Genomic DNA, 17,689 nt, shown 5'->3' on the forward strand with positions numbered 1-17,689 from the left:
CTTATTTGCTTGGCTTAGTTTCGGGCTTTGACTTTGGTTTCGCTTTGGCGGTGGCTCTAGGCTTGGATTTTGCCATTTGCTGACTAGCAATTTGCAAAGGTATATTTTGCGACACGATATTAAGGTCAACTTGTGGGAACGGAATTGAAATCCCAGCCTTGGCTAGTGTCTTATTCACCTCTGTATGAATTGTATGGGTCATCGGCACACGATCATCAAACGCACGGAGGAAAACTCGAATTTGGAAATTCAAGGAACTGTCACCAAAGCCCATAAACAAGACTTGCGGCGCAGGTGTCTCAAGCACTTTAGGCAAGGCCTTAACTGTATCCAAAATAAGCGTTCGGGCTTTTTCCGTATCAGAGCCATAAGCAATACCGACACTTACCACTAAACGCGTCACAGAATTAGAAAGCGTCCAATTCGTCACGCGTTCGCTAATTAAGGCTTCATTCGGGATAAGAATTTCACGATTATCCAAATCAGAAAGCGTTGTCGCTCGAATTTTAATGCGAGAAACAGTCCCGCTCTGCTCTCCAATAGTGACGTAATCTCCGATACGGATGGGGCGTTCGAACAAAATAATCAGACCTGAAACAAAGTTCGCAATGATTTTCTGCAAACCAAAACCGATACCCACAGAAAGACCTGCCGCGACGAACTTTAACTGTGACCATTCAAACCCCATGCGATTGAACCCCATAATCACACCGACAGCTACAATGGTATAACCCAAAATGGTCACAACCGCGTAACGAGTGCCCGGGTTTACGCCGAGTTTATTCAAAACAAATATCTCAAGGAAACCGGGTAAGTTCCGAGCCGAAATAAACGTCAATCCCAAGATAAAGAGCGACTGAAGTATATTCCACATCGTAATCGGTAATTCGATGGGTTGCTGTGTGGCCGCATCAATATCGCCCGTATTGATTGTCCATACCTCGATACTGTCAAAGATTGACAAAGCCGGCACCAATGACGACCAATTCATCCACATAAAGACCGTGAAAGCGATGATGATAATTGTATTGAGGAGCTGCGAAGACTGACGTGTAAGCGTCGATACATCGATTTCTTTGGTATCCAGAGGGGGCGGCGCAACTTCTTCGCCGCGTTCTTCGGCGGCTTCTTTTTCCCGTCGGGCCTTAATCGCCGCATCACGGCGTTCTAAGGCTTGCCGATATTTCAATTGGCGCTGCGCGACAACAATCATGCGGCGAATGGTGCCCCAAACAATATAAGTCATTAAGAGCAACACGCTGGAGGTAAAGAAACGCCAAAGCAGTTCATCTGCAGTTTCATAATACCCTGCCGCAGCCACACCCGCCGCAGCGATGGGGCCAGCAATCATAATCGCTGAAACCAATAACCGATGCCGTGATAAGAACCCTTCGTCAGTTTGCGCTTTAACGAGCTTTCTATCCCACCAAATCACCTTGAAACCAAAGAAGGCGAGTGTCAGAGCCGTAAAAATAAAGACAAAGAGCGAGAACCCTTCATATATATCTGTGGTGTCCATATCCGTTGTAAGCGCCAATAGCCCAGAGGAAACCCCCATCACGGGGATGAACCAACGTAGCTCTTTGTTTACCGCCTTACGCAAATCATTTGGCATTTTGAAGTGAGCGCTAAAGAGCGATTTCTCTCTATCCCATGCGCGCCAAGTCAGAAATATAAAGCTTAAGAGCGCAACAAAGAAAAAGGCGTCTTCCAGACCCTCGATAAATGGATCTGGAACTTCGACCAAAGCCATCAACCCGCCTAATAGCAATAAAAACAGAGGTAAAGGCGCGGCGATTAAAAAGCCAATTCCGATAACGGTCGGCGTATGCCAAGCACTGTCTTGTTGAACACGCCCGACTTTCTTTGCGCGCTCTCTTATCTCTTCAACCAATCCTGTCCGCGAACGATATAAAACCAGGATGATAACACCAAAGACCAAGACTAAAGGCCAAAAACGGCTGAGTTGAGTAATAAGCGTATTCGTCATCAGAGTCAGATGCTCTGCTGAAAATAGCTCCAAGCTCCCCTTCACGATTTTAGGCGCCCAGTCCAAGCCAATGGCAGGGACGCTTGGTATCCAAAGCAATTTCTCATCTAGCAGGCTTTGCAGTTCTTCGGTCGCGCCCAAATAATCTTTCTGTGCTTTTTGCAAAGTTTCCAAATCGCTGACGCGCGCCAGACCCTCGGTTTGAATACGGCGTAATAAAATGCGCTTAGAATTATAAAGGGATTCCAATGCAGTAATATCTTCGGGCGTGAAATCGGCAATGGTCGCATCAGCCTGACGGGCACGTTTCAAAATTTGCTGTGGGTCCACACGCCCAATCGGCAAATCGCGTAGGGCCTCAAGCGCGATTAGTCTTTGCCGCGTAGCATCAATCAACTCGCTCTGGGTCTGCTTAACAGAGGAGCGAATACTCGGAACGGATTCAAGCTGATTACCCAATCGCCGCAAAGTCGCCCCAGCATTTCTGTCCAAACTCTCAAGCCGAGAGAGTTGCTTGGCGACATTTAAGTCCTCTAATACTTGGTCATGGCGAGACCGCGTCGTCGCTGTGTTTCGAGAGATATTCGCCTTAGTCGACGCTAATAACCGTGCCTGCTCCGCAAGCTGCACATTTTGCTCAGATATATTCGTGAGAATGGGATGCTGACCAGCATAGAGTTCTGATTGAACTTTGACGCTTTCTTGGAGCTGTAAAGCCTCATTCAATCTCCGCTGCCCTGTAAGCTCTTGCATGGCTTGTACTTCGAGTGACAAGGCACGCGCCTTCAAATCAGCTAAATTTTGACGCGCAGTCATAATTTCTAAACGATTAGACTGCCCTGCGATCTCAAGCTCTAGAGCCGCAATTTGCAAACGCCTATAATTGTTTCTGATGCGTAAATTGGCTTGCCGCGCGGCACCGACAACATCTTCGCTATCTGCAGAAAACTCAGATAAAGCAGCCGTGATTTTGGCAAGCTCCGCCCGCGCATCGACTAGTTCTCTTGGCGCATTTGTTTGACGATTTGTGATGGCCTGAAGACTATCTCGATATCCCTCTAGCTCGGCTCTGATTGTGCGAAGCTCGGATTCTTTCTGCACAAGTTCTTGTTCCAAAGCGAGCAAGTCTTCTTGGCGCATTGATTCCGTGCTTAGGGCTTCGTCTTCCTTAGAGGTTTCTGCCAAAGCCTGATTGGCGATTTGAATTTCTGCTTCTAATGTCTGTAGTGTTTTCGGAGCGTTCGCGAGCTCAGACTCGAATTGCACTTTCTGTTCTTTAGCCGCTACTGAAGCTTCCAAACGACGTTTGGCTTCTTGGTATAATTCTGTGGCCGCTTTAATTTGCTCTTCTGTTAGCTCTGAATTGTCTTTCAAATTGGTGATACGTGTATCAATTTCACTCACAGATAAGAGAGGCGCTTGCGGCGTTTGCTGTGCCGAGGCCAAATTAAAACTACACGCAATCAAAATGATTGTGGAGAGTAAGATATAAAGCTTACGGGTCAAAACTGTCATCAAAATTCCTTATCGTATCATGCAACGTCTGACACTGATGGTTTTGCTCCGCCGAAAAACCTTACGGATTTCAAATATTAAGTCCGTAAAATTAGAGCATGAGGCCTTTCATAAAGCCATATAATTAATTCGTAACTTTGTCGATTAAAGTTCAAGCCTATTGTCATATTTCGGCAGTCATTTCCGTTACAATTCCGTATTCTTTACCGTCTAAGGTATGCGTAGCCCCTGAAATTATGCCGCAACATGCGGTGGTGACTATGAAAGCCCTGCAATTATAAAGCAAAAGACAAGGGTAATGGCTTCCCTTTCGGCTTCGCCTTGCGTAAACCGCCGCCATGGCTCCACCACTCCTCACCTTATCCGAGATAGCGCTTACCTTTGGGAGTACGCCGCTTATCGAAAATGCCAGCCTTATGGTCTATCCACGAGAGCGCCTCTGCCTTGTGGGCCGTAATGGCTCTGGCAAATCGACCTTGATGAAAATCGCAGCGGGATTGGTAGAGCATGATAGCGGTGAGCGGTTCGTAAAGCCCGGCACAAGCTGGCGCTATCTCCCCCAAGAACCCGACCTCTCTGCCTTCGCGACATCCCGCGACTATATCGCAGACGGGCTGGTCGGTGCGGATGATGGCGGGCGAATACCCTATCTATTGGACGCCCTTGGCTTGACAGGAGACGAAGACCCCAAAGTTATGAGCGGCGGTGAAATGCGCCGTGCGGCTCTTGCCCGAACATTGGCCCCCGACCCTGATATTCTCATGCTCGACGAGCCTACAAACCATCTGGACTTACCCGCAATTGAATGGCTCGAAGAAGAACTCGCGCGTAGCCAAAGTGCCATCATTCTTATTTCTCATGATAGACGCTTTCTGGAAAGCCTCTCCCGGCGAACGGTATGGATGGATAGAGGCGAAACGCGCGACCTTGATAAAGGCTTCGCACATTTCGAAGACTGGCGAGATGATTTCCTAGAACAAGAAGAGTTAGAGCGTCATAAAATGGAACGCAAAGTTCACCGCGAGCAACACTGGGTTGTTCACGGTGTATCAGGACGCCGCAAACGCAATGTCCGGCGCTTAAAAGAACTCGGCACGCTGAGAGAAACAATCAAAAACCAGAGAAAAGTCAAAGGCAACGCCCAAATTACGGTAACCGAAGCCAATAACTCTTCTAAGCAAATTGTGCGTATGCGTGACGTCTCCCATCGCTTTGGGGAACGCCCAATTGTCACAGATCTCTCTTTGCGCATTAACCGCGGAGAACGTCTGGGGCTGGTTGGGCCAAATGGCGCGGGGAAAACGACCCTGCTGAAAATCATCATGGGCGACCTTGTCCCCGATGAAGGCCAAGTCGAGCTTGGGCTCAATCTTGAATCGCTTGTCATTGACCAGAAACGTGAGAGCCTTGATCCAGAATGGACTCTGAAAGATGCGCTGACGGATGGCGGTAATGATACAGTGATAGTGGGCGGTAATTCTGTCCATGTTATGCGCTATATGAAAGACTTCCTCTTCTTGCCTGAACAAGCTCGAACCCCCTTACATGCACTTTCAGGCGGAGAACGGGGCCGCCTTCAACTGGCAAGAGGGCTACGCCTGCCCAGTAATTTCTTGGTCCTAGATGAACCGACCAATGATTTAGACCTAGAGACACTCGACTTATTACAAGAGATGGTCGCCAATTATAACGGCACTGTCATCATTGTCAGCCATGACAGGGATTTCCTAGACAGAACCGTGACACGCACTCTGGCCTATGAAGGGCCTGGAGAATGGCAAATCTATCCCGGCGGTTATTCAGATATGATGGCGCAGCGCGGCGTCGGCGTCCAAGCCAGAAAGTCTAAAACAGAGAGCAAAAAAAGCGGCGCGTCTCAAACTGCGGCCCCTAAAAAATCATCCTCCAAACTGTCCTATAAGCATAAATTTCGTCTTGAGCAGTTACCGAAAGAAATGGAAACGCTCTCGGCGCAAATCGAAACCCTAGAAACAAAAATGGCAGACCCAAACTTCTACACAAAGGACCCTGATGGCTTCACTAAAGCCTCTACAGCGCTGCAAAAAGCACAGTCAGACCTAGAGGCCGCCGAAGAAGAATGGCTTGAGCTTGAGATGCTACGCGAGGAAGCCGAGGGCTGAGCTATTCAACGAGAACCGCTCCGTCTTCGGCGCGGGGCTCAATAGGCGGCAGGTCAGCGGCACGGTGATCCACATTGACTTGAACCCTTGCGCCAGATTTCCCATCCAGTTCTATTTTTTGCGCAATAAAGCTCGTGGCGGGGGCTTTTGCGCCCATCTGGGTATCTTCGCCTTTTACTTTCAATGTCTTTGTCGGGAAATAGACAGTCCCAAGCACTTCAAGAGACGCGCCACCTTCAATTTTATTTTGATCGCCTTCCTTGTTTTTCTCAAGGATTTTGAGCTTCTCACTTGGCGAAGCCATTCCCATAAAGGCCAAACCTTTTCGCGGACCATCCGAGGGGGCTTTCACGCGGACATTGGATCCGCTCTGAATATTTAACAACGCTTTGTCACCTGAAAAAGCAAAAGTTACGTCTTCGGCATCGGCTTCTGCCCCATTTTTAAAGGTCAAAGCCCCGTCTAACATAATATAGTCACCCGGCTTAAAATTAACATTAATCCCGTCTACAGTCAGGCCCCCGCAATAAGTGCCTGGATAGAATGTAGAATTACTGCCTGTCAGGTTTAAAGATTCCTCGATAATATCTCCGACAAGCCCCAATGCGCCGCCGATTAGCCCGCCATCATCGTCGTCGTCGTCATCATCGTCGTCATTTTTACCCTTTTTGAATTTATATTCCGGAACACAGGGCCCAATTTCGGGTAGCTCCACATTTAAATATGGGTCTTCCACAGGCAAACAATCGCCTTTGGCATAAGGGCTGAATGGCCCCTTCACGCCCCCTGTCGCGCAAAAAGATTTAGCGAGGGGAGTCTTGCTAGAGTCTGAATTAATCGCCGTTGATGATTCGGAATTGGAATGCACGGAACAAGTCGGCGCGAAAAACTCAACATTACCCTTTATTTTAATAGAATCTTTTAGAGATTTAGAGAGAGCCAAAACACATATGACTTCTTTTTCTGAGCGCTGAGCCGCGCTTTTAGCATAAAGCTTTACCCCACTTAACCCAAGGGCATCAGAGACAGAATACGGCAGTAACCCGTTAGCCCACAGGTCAACACGGCCATTTTCAGAGGTGCCCTCTGTCACAATATTGGCGCGTCCCGTATAATTTTGATCAAAATGAAATTTCGCCAGCGTCACACGTTCGGAATCTGAAATACGGTTATTTGTTGCCGCTGATAACACGGCATTATCCAAGGCATCCTTGATGGATTTATGCTCGCGCATAGCATTCGTATAATCGATTGCGGCACTGGTCGCCATTAATAGCGGCACAGCAATAATAGCCGTGATGACAGCAAATTGGCCGTCCTCATTGGCTTTATAGCCTCGAATTTTTTGTTTAAATGCCATCATCAAACCCACTACAGGCCTGAACTTTACGCCGAATTGGTAAAGTTAAATTTTTAAAACAGGGTTTCCAAAGGGTAAATTTATACAAAGCTATTGAATAAAGAGGCCGTGTCTTCATCTTACATCTTTCATTTCTCGGCAGGTCTCTGTACCACACCAAAAGAATAATAAAGGAAGCGAAGCAAACGATGACGGTAATAAATACGCAGGATTACATTCTCGGTAACGGCCCCGTAAAATTGGCGAGCCTCCCCACACGCGTAAACTTATTCTCAGATAAAAAATCCGCTAAAAACCATATAAAAGATAATGCCAAAGCTATCTCTGATCTGTCGCACCGTCTTTACGGCGAAGCCAACCGTTCCCTGATCGTCTTGCTACAAGGCATGGATACATCTGGTAAAGATGGGACAACCGCAGCCTTGTTTGGCCGCACGCCGCCCTTAAACGTCAATGTCGCGAGCTTTAAATCCCCTTCCAAAGAAGAGCTCGCGCATGACTATCTGTGGCGGGTTCATAAGGTCTGTCCACAGAAAGGCCAAATTACAGTCTTCAATCGTTCGCATTACGAAGATGTATTAGTGGTCAAAGTCCGCAAATTTGCCCCTGCCGAAGCCGTTGAAAAACGCTATGCGCAAATAAACGACTTTGAGCGTCTCTTGACAGAAAACGGAACGACCGTTCTGAAATTCATGCTCAACATAAGCCCTGAAACACAAGCTGAACGCCTCAAAGACCGCTTGGTCAATCCTGACAAACGCTGGAAGTTCAATCCAAATGATCTAGAGGATCGGAAGCTATGGCCTGACTTCATGGAGGCTTATGAAACAATGTTAAACCGGACATCAACAGATCACGCGCCTTGGCATGTCATTCCATCCGATAGCCGTTCGACGCGCGGGGCGATTATCGGATCTATTCTTCGTGAAACCCTCGAAAAAATGGATCCGCGTTATCCTGATCCGGGGTATCGTCCTGATGACTTTGAAATCATCTAAACCTTGAAACCACCTAAGCCTTGAAATCATATTAAGCCTTGAAATAATTTAAAGAGTGACCCCGATAATGACTGATAGAAAATCTTTGTTCAAAAATCTTGAAGCGCTCGCATCACAGGCTCCCGCCATTGTTGATTTGTTCAACACAGAGCCTAACCGACTTGACCGCTTTGTTATGCGTGAAGGCCCGCTTCGGGCTGACTTCTCTAAGCAAGCCATAAGCGGAAACGCCCTTGATGCCTTGCTTGATTTGGCCGCCAAATGCCATCTTGAGGAATGGCGAGCCAAACTCTTTGCCGGCGAAACCGTCAACACATCCGAAGATCGCGCTGTTCTGCATATGGCCCTTCGCGGTGTCGGCGGCACCAAAGACATCCAAGATGATGTCAACCAAATGCGCCGCCATATGGCCGAATTTGCGGATGAAATCCGCGCTGAAGGTAAATTTAAAAGCATAGTCCATATCGGCATTGGCGGTTCTGACCTTGGCCCTCGTCTTGTTTCTGATGGATTTGAAGCGATGGCAGAACAAGCCCTGACACTTCGTTTCGCTGAGAATGTTGACGGCGCTTCGATAAATGATGCACTGTCTGGCCTCGACCCCAAAGAAACCTTAGTCATTATCGTCTCCAAAAGTTTCGGCACGCAAGAAACCAAAATGAACGGACTGTCTGCACGGGCTTGGCTGTCTGAAAGCCTTGGCGATAAAGCCGGAGAGCATATGCTTGCGGTCACCGCCAATAGAGAGCGCGCCATAGACTTTGGGATTAAAACCGAAAACATCTTTGATTTCTGGGACTGGGTCGGCGGTCGATATTCTGTTTGGAGTGCCGTTGGATTGTCTCTGCAAATTGCCTATGGCCCTGATGTGTTCTCTGAGTTCTTGGAGGGTGCCGAAGCGATGGACATGCATTTCAGAGACCAACCTTTACAAGAAAACCTACCGGTGATGATGGCGCTTACGGGGATTTGGAACCGTAATGCGATGGGCTATTCCAGCCTGGCTGTTATCCCCTACTCTCGCCGCATTCGTAAACTCGCCGCTTTTCTTCAGCAGCTTGAAATGGAAAGTAACGGCAAAGGCGCCACACGAGATGGAGAGCCCGCCGGCATGACCTGTCCCGTTATATGGGGGGATGAAGGCACAAATGGACAGCACGCTTTCTTTCAATGGTTACACCAAGGCACAGGACTTGGCGGCAATGGCGGCGCACCCGTCGATTTCGTTGCCGTTCTAAAAGACCATGAAAACAGACCCGAACATCATGCCGCCCTCCTTGCGAATTGCTTTGCCCAATCTGAGGCCTTGATGATTGGAAAACCCGAAGCCATTGTGCGTAAAGAATTGGGTGACCGCGCTGATATTGATGCTCTTGCCCCTCAAAAAACCTTCCCCGGCAATCGGCCTTCGACAACGATTACGCTGGATGAACTGAGCCCCTTTGCACTGGGCCATTTGATTGCGCTGTATGAGCATAAAGTCTTTGTCCAAGGCGTTATATGGAATGTGAATAGTTTCGACCAATGGGGCGTTGAATTAGGTAAAGTTCTAGCCACCACAATATTGGACGAAATGAAAGCAGGCGAAACGGGCCATCATGATGCCAGCACGACCGCGCTCATGGGGTTAGTAACCTAACCCTGTTTTGCCAGCTTCACCATCGTCTCTAGCGCCTCTTTCATCACGGGCGTTTTGTCGGCGCTCATGGGGGCCTTGCTATAACAGCCATTAATCGACACGGCTTGATCTGTAAAAATACGGGGTTGCGGATGACGCTGTTTAAGCCCCTGAACAATCGTCAATTTATAAGCGTCAATTTGCGTTTGAAAGGCTTTGGCTTTGTTTTCATCCCCGCCTGTAAAAGCGAGTAGCCCCGGTGCGATATGTTCGTCTTGCAAAAATTTATTATAGTCTCTCAACGCGCTTTGGATAATTTTGACATCCTTTTCGTCATATTTAGAAACCGTCCCCACTCTGGCGTCCACAAAGTCGAGAACCGCTTGGCAGCCCTGAATATCATTAAGAGACGGCTTTGCGGCCGCAGGAAAACAGAAAAGCGACGCCGCCATTATCGGGAAAATATATTTAAGTTTCATCATTCTATCTCTGCTCACGGGTTTAAAATTTAAAGTTTAGGCGGAAAAGCCTTTGAAAGATAGGCTATCCTGACTATCAAGCTTTCATGTCAAAATATTTCGCATTCGTCTCACTCACTCTCTTGGCCTTGGTTTTGATGGCTTGCTCGAAACCACCGCACCGCCCCGTTGTTATGATGGAAACGACGCAAGGCAATATTGAAATCGAAGTCTATATTGACAAGGCACCAATTTCGGGCGGGGATTTCCTGACCTATGTTGATAATAAATTTTACAATGACCAAGGATTTTACCGCGTTGTGCGCCCCGATAATGATCCGCTTGAAATGGGCATGAGCCTTATCCAAGGTGGGCGTCTGGATAGCGAACCGCTGACGGATCCGATTGCGCATGAGCTGACGACAGAGACGGGCCTGTCTAATAAAGAAGGCGTCGTGTCTATTGCGCGCCTTGAACCGGGATCGGGCAGCGCCGCCTATTTTTTCATCAATATAGGCAATAATGATTTTCTTGATTATGGCGGAAAGCGCAATCCAGATGGACAAGGCTACGCCACTTTCGGCAAAGTCGTAAAAGGTATGGACGTCATACGCAAAATCCAAGCCTTGGAAGCCCAAGGACTTTCCGGAGACAATGTGACGACGGGTCAAATCTTGACCAAACCCGTCAAAATTATCCAAGCCTATCGGATGTAATCTTCCGGCATGGGCAAAATGATGGATGCGTTTAAAATGAAGACTTCTGAGTAATCTATATAAAGAAAGCGGGGGCATATGATTAAATTTCTAACCTTAACACTTGCAGGGTCAGCCTTAGTATTGGCGGCTTGTTCGAACGGTACGGCGGAACCTGCTCCCTCTGAGAACCCAGATGCCTCCACGGACGTCTCTTCTGTCGCCTCTCTGGAAATTTCCGAAAAATTTTACTGTGACGCGCAATTGAATGGGCAGCATTATTTTTACCTCGATCCCGAAAACACCAATAAGGGCATTGTCGGATTTGAATTTTCTAAGGCCTATCAAACGGCCTATCCTGATGAAGTGGCCCCTTCGAGCCACATGCAAAGCGCAGTTTCGGGCTCTGGCATGCGTTATGTAAACGACCAGATGGAATTCCGCGCCAAAGGCGTAAACGGCTTTTTGACCCTCTCGGACGGCTCGACCTTAGAATGCAGCTTACAGCCTGTTAAAGACCAGAACGAAGCGTCAGAAACTGTCGGCGGCAGTTTGGCATTTGAATGGAGCGCGAATGGCTTTGAGACCCTCCCCGCTGATTTCAAATGGCAGGGCTATGGCGGCGATTCTCCTATCTTAATGTTATCTGTTCCCGAGACCGATAACTTCGTTTGGATATCTCAATGTGATGGCACAAATGTCACGAGCTATGTTCAATTGATAGCTGCGGGGCTTCGCAATGGCGACCAAACGACGTTCCAAGTCGAGACCGATAAAACCGCAACGCGTGTCTATCCGATAGAGGTTGGGCCTTTACCCTTTGGCGACGGTGGGGCGGATGGCGCGATTTCGCCTATTCTGGTGCAATCCCTAGACGATCCCATGTTCACTGATTTAACCCAAGGCGAATGGGGCTATTTCCAACTTGGCGAAGGCGACAAAGCGAGCAAACTCCGCATTAATTTGTTTGGCAGTATCAGCGCGTGGAATAGCTTTATCCCCGCCTGTCGAAATTTGAATCAATAGCGCCTAAGCGGCGTTGGCCAAGGGGGCACGCCGCCACTAGACAGGCATCATAACCGTCCCAACATCCCAGCCATTTCACGCTCTAACCGCAAAAGGCTCCGCGACTGGGGTGTATCGGGCGGAACGGATTTCAGCGGAGGCAGACCCGCCATAGCGCGTTGATGATTATAGAGCTCAAGCTCCATCGCCTCAAATCTGGCCGAATGTCGTAAGACAGTCAGGTCATGGATTAACTGCGCTTCTGTGTCGCTTAGATCTTCTGGCAGGCGCGCGCGCCTTTGTGCTTTTAACTTTTGGATATTCTCCTCCAGTCGTAAACTTTGATAATAATGTTTTCTCGCCCTGTGACGGGCGTGATTAAACCGTTTCGCGCGGGGCATTCTCTTTATTCCTTCTTATTTCTGTCTCTCTTGATTGGCTCTCTTTGATAGGTACTACCTGATAAGTATTGCGAAAAATGGGCGTCTGCGGGAGGTCAAAGAGTGTCGGTCTGGAAACCGTGGATAGCTAAAAATTGATTTTCACACCCTTACACAGCAAAGATGCCCGACACATGGCCAAGGCCGAAACCTTGCCCATAGAATTCAAGGCGCTTTGCGCCCCCGCAGTGACATGTTTCTCCGCTGACGGCCAAAAGACCCCTTATTACAAGGCGTTAATAGCACGCATCAGACCGCCTAATAGCTTTCGGCCCGTTACAGCCAAAATCGTTTAACGGCGCATGTCATCCCCTCTTCTAAACCAACGTACGCTTAGGCCCATAAGAGCGGAACATCCCGACAATACCCCATAGAAATGAGGCGGGGAAACAATAGGTAAAAAACGCGGCCACACAGGGGAGTACGCAAGGTTAAGATGAGAATCTTTGTGTAGGAGCGCAGAAATAGTGCGCCGCGCAGCACCATTCCGATTAAGGTCAAAGTCTATATCAATATCTATGTCAATGGTTTCACCAGAGGCTTAGAGACACAGAGCCTTAGAGATATGGTAACGAAAAGGAGAGATTAGACATATCCGCACAACCAAACCCTCCGCACAATAGTTATTGATTTTCTTAGGTTTTCACGATTTGTTCGTATCCATGGAAAAGTATCACATACTTGCAATGCAATTTTTAGAGCAAAGAAAACACAAGAGTTATAGTGCAGAGAAAACTGCACAGAAAAAATAGAGATAAACACTGGACTCTCTTGTTTGATTATGATTTACAGTTAAACAGGCATTGCAAGAGCTCCCATCCCGATTCGGAACGTGCGCCAATTTATTCAATGCCAAGGTCTACTTTGGACGATGACCTTAATGATTCATTAGGAGCTAATTATGGCCAAGTACGACAATGTTATCAAAAAAATCATCTCCAAATATGAAAAGTCCTTAAGCAAACATATGCCAGGTGTGGGAAATTGGGATGTTTGGACTGTTGATAAGGCGGCTATATCGGATATGTTTGAGGAGGTTAAACATCTTCGTTCCATTACGAAGCCCGTTCCCAAGACACTTGGCGACATATCAGACCTTCCTGAAGAGCTTAGAGCCGAACTTTCAGCCATCAAGACCGACGATGTTGAGGATCAAATTTTTACAATCATCAATGCCTCTGACGACCGCGAAGCCAATATAGATACGATTTTAGTCGAACTTTATCGTCGCTTCGGAACTGTCCACAAACGCAATTACATAACGAATAAGTTGTGGAGAATGGTCAACAAGAGTGAGATGTTATGGAATGGTGAAAGCGGTAAGGGTTACTACACAACCAAAGAGCCTAATAATTCAGGTGATACAGCAACCCAACGTAACAGCGACGACCTCGATTTAGACGAACAAATCCCTTTTTAGGCCGCAACTATGGAGAGACTAATGTGATAAGAATAGGGAGCGTAACCACCGGAACCGTTACGTTACCCCAAAACCAAAAGAACCGCATCTTAACCCTGCTACAACAGGACGATGCGGCTCTTGGTTCGGTAGTAAGCCCGCGCTACCAACTATTAAGCCAGTGTGCAAGTTACCCCTGATCAACAATAGGATTCTGACACATAGAAGCGAATAGTTCAAGGTGCAACTTGATACGGAGTCATATTATGACTGGTGTTTGCTTTTGCTTTCACGTCCGCGCTTATACTCGGGAACGCTACGGTAGAACCGAATATGTAAGAGCGCATATAAGGTGCCTACACTGTTAAGTAGGCTGTTTTAAACTCTGGAAGGGGGTCATTTGGCCCCTTTCTTTCTATTGATTGCCTCTAGCTTTTAATCAATATCGCCTTCCACAACGCAGTAACGCTTCACTTACATGACTTGTTGATTATCATTATGCAGGAGCGATAAGTCGAACGATGATACGGATCACATAAACGCATCACTCCGAATTATTCGTTTCATGCGCATTGTTTCACTGCTATCTCTCAATGCCCACATAAAACACTTCACCTTTTCCCCTGCCCCCGCTAAAGCCCCTCGCATGAGTAAAAAGCAAAAACCTTTTCGTCCCAAAGCGCGTCGTCCGCGTGGTTTTGAAGATAAACCTGCCGAGCTGCTTCGCGCTGAGCGAAAGCTGATTGATGCGGCTTTTTCTGTTTATGATATGAACGGGTTTGAACCCCTTCAGACGCCTGCTTTTGAATTTGCAGATGTGTTGGGTAAATTTTTGCCTGATGACGACCGGCCGAATACAGGTGTATTCGCCCTCCAAGATGATGACGAGCAATGGCTATCGCTTCGCTATGACCTCACCGCGCCGCTGGCCCGATTTGTCGCGGAAAATTATGACGCGCTCGCGAAACCTTATCGCCGTTACCAAGCGGGCAGCGTTTACCGAAATGAAAAACCAGGCCCCGGACGTTTCCGTGAATTTGTCCAGTGTGATGCCGATAGCGTCGGCGCGGCAGGCCCTGCCGCTGATGCTGAAATGATTATGCTGGCCGCCGAGGTCATGCGCGCCGCAGGATTAAAAGACGGACAATATGCTGTCCGCGTGAATAACCGCAAATTGCTCGATGGGATTTTGGAAAGCTCAGGCGTCCCCAATACAGATGAAGGCGCGGTGCAGCGTCTCCAAGTTCTTCGCGCTATTGATAAGCTTGACCGCCTTGGCGAAGATGGCGTCGAGGCTTTGCTTGGCGCAGGCCGCGAAGATGAAAGCGGTGATTACACAGACGGCGCAAAACTCAACCCCGCTGGAATTAAAGCCGTTCTAGGCTTTACAACCGCCTCTGACCCCGACCGCGGCAATACCATTTCGACCCTCGAAGGCTTGGTCGGCGATTCCGCGCGAGGCCGTGAAGGCTGCGCCGAACTCGCCGCGATTGACAAAATCCTGACCGCTACGGGCTTTGGCCCTGACCGCGTAAGCTTTGATACCTCTATCGTGCGCGGCCTTGGCTATTACACTGGCCCTGTTTTCGAGGCAGAGCTTCTGGCCGATATTCGTGACCGCAAAGGCCGCCCTGTTCGTATTGGCTCTATTGGCGGCGGCGGACGTTATGATGATTTGGTTTCGCGTTTCCGCGGACAACAAGTCCCCGCCACAGGGTTTAGCTTTGGCGTCTCGCGTTTCCTCTCGGCGCTTGACCGTATGAACGCCGTCGAAGACAGCGTAAAACCGCCCGTGATTATTTGCGCTTTTGATAAATCGCTTATGGGCGAGTATTTCAAAATGGCCGCTGAACTTCGCGCCGAAGGGATTCGTGCAGAAGTCTTTGTCGGCGCCGGCAATGTGACGAAACAGATGAAATATGCGGATCGCCGCAATGCCCAGATTGCTGTTCTTGTCGGCAGTGACGAGTTGGAAAAAGGCGAAGTCACTTTGAAAGATTTATATGAAGGCGCGAAAGCCGCCAAAGCCATCGAATCTAACGAAGAATGGAAATCCAGCCGCCCCGCCCAAGAGACTGTCGCGCGTGGTAATTTCGTCTCGGCTGTGAAAGCGATGCTTGGCTAAAATCACGCCAAGCCGCCATTAGCCCCGCTAGAATCTGTGCAGCCCCAGCCTGTGACAATTAAGTTTAGACTTTCTCTGTCACGGGGGTTGAACGTCTGTCTAATCCCCCTATATGTCGCGAAAATCAACTTATTGTGATAAGGATTCATCATGCGTACAACTGTCCCAAATGTTACATTGAAAACCCGCGTTCGTAATGACGCGCTTGAAGGCGACAACCCTTTTGAGTGGAAAGACGTCAATACTGGCGAGTTTTTTGCGGGTAAAAAAGTTGTTGTTTTCGCTCTACCCGGCGCTTTCACGCCAACCTGTTCCACTTCACACCTTCCGCGCTATGATGCGCTTTACGAAGACTTCAAAGCCCAAGGCGTTGATGAAGTCGTTTGCTTGTCCGTAAACGATGCCTTCGTCATGTATAAATGGGGTCAAGACCAAGGTAATAAGAACATCTTCTTACTGCCTGACGGATCTGGCGATTTCACACGCAAGATGGGCATGCTTGTCAAAAAAGACAATCTTGGCTTTGGTATGCGTAGCTGGCGCTATTCAATGCTTGTGAATGACGGCACAATTGAAAAAATGTTCGTAGAGAAAGATTTTGGCGATGATTGCCCAACAGACCCATTCGAAGTGTCTGATGCCGATACAATGTTGAACTACATTAAGAACGGCGAATAAGGCTCAATAGCCTTCGCCCCCCCTATGGGGCAAAAAAATAGGCGGTGCATCACTGCACCGCCCAGTGCATTTTGTGTATAATTAAATTTGAAGCTCCTCAAAAATATGGGCAAACTCCGCCCAAATTTTTGAGACTATTCTTACACAAATTCCACAAGTTCGAAGGGAATAACCTTGTCTATCGAACCCCACCTCTCCTCTATGTGTCCAAAACATGACAAGAACTTCATATAGGTGAATGTGGAGAGGACTTAATGATTCTGCCTACACACGATATTTCTAAACTTGATACTTAACGCTCAGGCATAATCATTATCGCCGCAATATGGCGTTCTTTGCCGCCCTGTCTGGGCCGCGTTGTCTCTACCGTGTTGTCTGGGCCGCGCATTAAGACCAAAAAAAACCCCGTCGGGAGGCCGACAGGGCATAGTTGAGAAGAGAGAGGGAACCTAATCCCTGCACTCTGAATACAGTTTTCAATCTGAACCTTGGCTGAACTGTTCGCGATACAGTCTCTCCTCTTGACCCAAACCGCCTAGCTGTTCACATAGCGTTCATGGCCCGATTAGATCTTAAACTTCTTCCTGTTACGCCTTTTGCGCAAAATTGCTCCCTTCTCTATGATGTGGACACCAAAGAAGGCGTGCTTATCGATCCGGGCGGAGAAGCCCCGCGTTTACAAGAAACCCTCGACGAGATGGGAATAAAGCTGAAAGAAATTTGGCTAACACATGGTCATCTTGACCATGCGGGCGGCGCGGATGAAATTCGTGAAAAGCTAAATGTAGAGGTCATAGGCCCGCACAAGGATGACCAATTTTGGATGGACAGTATTTCTGACCAATGGTCGAAATATGGCCATGCAGGTATGGGAAAAAATGTTGTCCCTGACCGTTATCTAGAAGACGGCGATGTTTTGGAACTTAGCGGCGTTAAATTTGGCGTGGTCCATACACCGGGCCATACGCCGGGACATGTCGTTATATATAACCAAGATATGAAAATCGCTTTCGTTGGCGATGTACTCTTTCGCGGCTCTGTCGGGCGAACGGACTTCCCGAAAAGCAATCATCAACAATTGATAGACAGCATCACAAACAAGCTCTGGCCGCTAGGAAATGATATGCGCTTTGTACCGGGCCATGGCCCTATGGGGACATTTGGTGGTGAGCGGGCGGATAATCCCTATGTTGGCGACCGCGTCATCGGCAATAGCCAAGCTAATCATTCTGGGCCCGGCTAAGCCTGAGTTTATTCAGCCGCCCCT

13 protein-coding genes are annotated in these 17,689 nt (G+C 48.2%); 9 read left to right on the forward strand and 4 right to left on the reverse strand.

Annotated elements, in window-relative coordinates:
* Position 1 precedes the first annotated feature (1 nt).
* Complete coding sequence (locus DES40_RS05595; RefSeq protein WP_121099536.1) at positions 2-3,505, reverse strand: mechanosensitive ion channel domain-containing protein; 3,504 nt, start codon at positions 3,503-3,505, stop codon at positions 2-4.
* A gap of 338 nt (positions 3,506-3,843) precedes the next feature.
* On the opposite strand from DES40_RS05595, the gene DES40_RS05600 reads away from it, so the two are divergent.
* Entirely contained in the window at positions 3,844-5,646 is a 1,803-nt protein-coding gene (locus DES40_RS05600) for an ABC-F family ATP-binding cassette domain-containing protein (protein ID WP_121099537.1), read from the forward strand.
* A gap of 1 nt (position 5,647) precedes the next feature.
* Here the strand turns inward: DES40_RS05600 and DES40_RS05605 are convergent, their stop codons facing one another.
* Positions 5,648-7,009, reverse strand: coding sequence for a TadE/TadG family type IV pilus assembly protein (locus DES40_RS05605; protein WP_121099538.1), 1,362 nt, complete (start codon positions 7,007-7,009; stop codon positions 5,648-5,650).
* A gap of 185 nt (positions 7,010-7,194) precedes the next feature.
* Between DES40_RS05605 and DES40_RS05610 the strand changes: the two genes are divergently transcribed.
* Both DES40_RS05610 and pgi read left to right on the forward strand, forming a co-directional pair.
* Positions 7,195-8,004, forward strand: a complete 810-nt coding sequence (locus DES40_RS05610; RefSeq protein ID WP_121099539.1) for a PPK2 family polyphosphate kinase — start codon at positions 7,195-7,197, stop codon at positions 8,002-8,004.
* A 67-nt stretch (positions 8,005-8,071) separates the two neighbouring features.
* Positions 8,072-9,643, forward strand: a complete 1,572-nt coding sequence (gene pgi / locus DES40_RS05615; RefSeq protein WP_121099540.1) for a glucose-6-phosphate isomerase — start codon at positions 8,072-8,074, stop codon at positions 9,641-9,643.
* Here pgi and DES40_RS05620 read toward each other — a convergent pair.
* Positions 9,640-10,104 (reverse strand): hypothetical protein, encoded by a 465-nt coding sequence (locus tag DES40_RS05620; RefSeq protein WP_147405862.1) that lies wholly within the window; start codon positions 10,102-10,104, stop codon positions 9,640-9,642. The two genes, pgi and DES40_RS05620, sit on opposite strands and share 4 nt — an antisense overlap.
* 83 nt (positions 10,105-10,187) lie before the next feature.
* Here DES40_RS05620 and DES40_RS05625 point away from each other — a divergent pair, with 83 nt between their 5' ends.
* Both DES40_RS05625 and DES40_RS05630 read left to right on the forward strand, forming a co-directional pair.
* Complete coding sequence (locus tag DES40_RS05625) at positions 10,188-10,796, forward strand: peptidylprolyl isomerase (protein WP_121099542.1); 609 nt, start codon at positions 10,188-10,190, stop codon at positions 10,794-10,796.
* 78 nt (positions 10,797-10,874) lie between these two features.
* A complete protein-coding gene (locus DES40_RS05630; RefSeq protein ID WP_121099543.1) occupies positions 10,875-11,801 on the forward strand; it encodes a hypothetical protein in 927 nt (308 codons plus the stop codon).
* Between the two features lie 47 nt (positions 11,802-11,848).
* On the opposite strand, the gene DES40_RS05635 is transcribed toward DES40_RS05630, so the two are convergent.
* On the reverse strand, positions 11,849-12,181 hold the full coding sequence (locus DES40_RS05635; protein ID WP_121099544.1) for a hypothetical protein: 333 nt from the start codon (positions 12,179-12,181) through the stop codon (positions 11,849-11,851).
* A 940-nt stretch (positions 12,182-13,121) separates the two neighbouring features.
* Here DES40_RS05635 and DES40_RS05640 point away from each other — a divergent pair.
* The 4 genes from DES40_RS05640 (at position 13,122) to DES40_RS05655 (ending at position 17,665) form a co-directional block, all read left to right on the forward strand.
* Positions 13,122-13,640 (forward strand): hypothetical protein, encoded by a 519-nt coding sequence (locus DES40_RS05640; RefSeq protein ID WP_121099545.1) that lies wholly within the window; start codon positions 13,122-13,124, stop codon positions 13,638-13,640.
* 625 nt (positions 13,641-14,265) lie between these two features.
* Positions 14,266-15,744: a histidine--tRNA ligase gene (gene hisS, locus DES40_RS05645; RefSeq protein WP_121099546.1), complete on the forward strand. Its 1,479-nt coding sequence runs from the start codon at positions 14,266-14,268 to the stop codon at positions 15,742-15,744.
* A gap of 150 nt (positions 15,745-15,894) precedes the next feature.
* Positions 15,895-16,422, forward strand: a complete 528-nt coding sequence (locus DES40_RS05650) for a peroxiredoxin (RefSeq protein ID WP_121099547.1) — start codon at positions 15,895-15,897, stop codon at positions 16,420-16,422.
* Positions 16,423-16,978: 556 nt separating this feature from the next.
* Positions 16,979-17,665, forward strand: a complete 687-nt coding sequence (locus DES40_RS05655; protein WP_121099548.1) for an MBL fold metallo-hydrolase — start codon at positions 16,979-16,981, stop codon at positions 17,663-17,665.
* Positions 17,666-17,689 lie beyond the last annotated feature (24 nt).

It is taken from the genome of Litorimonas taeanensis, assembly GCF_003634015.1.
Taxonomy (GTDB): domain Bacteria; phylum Pseudomonadota; class Alphaproteobacteria; order Caulobacterales; family Maricaulaceae; genus Litorimonas; species Litorimonas taeanensis.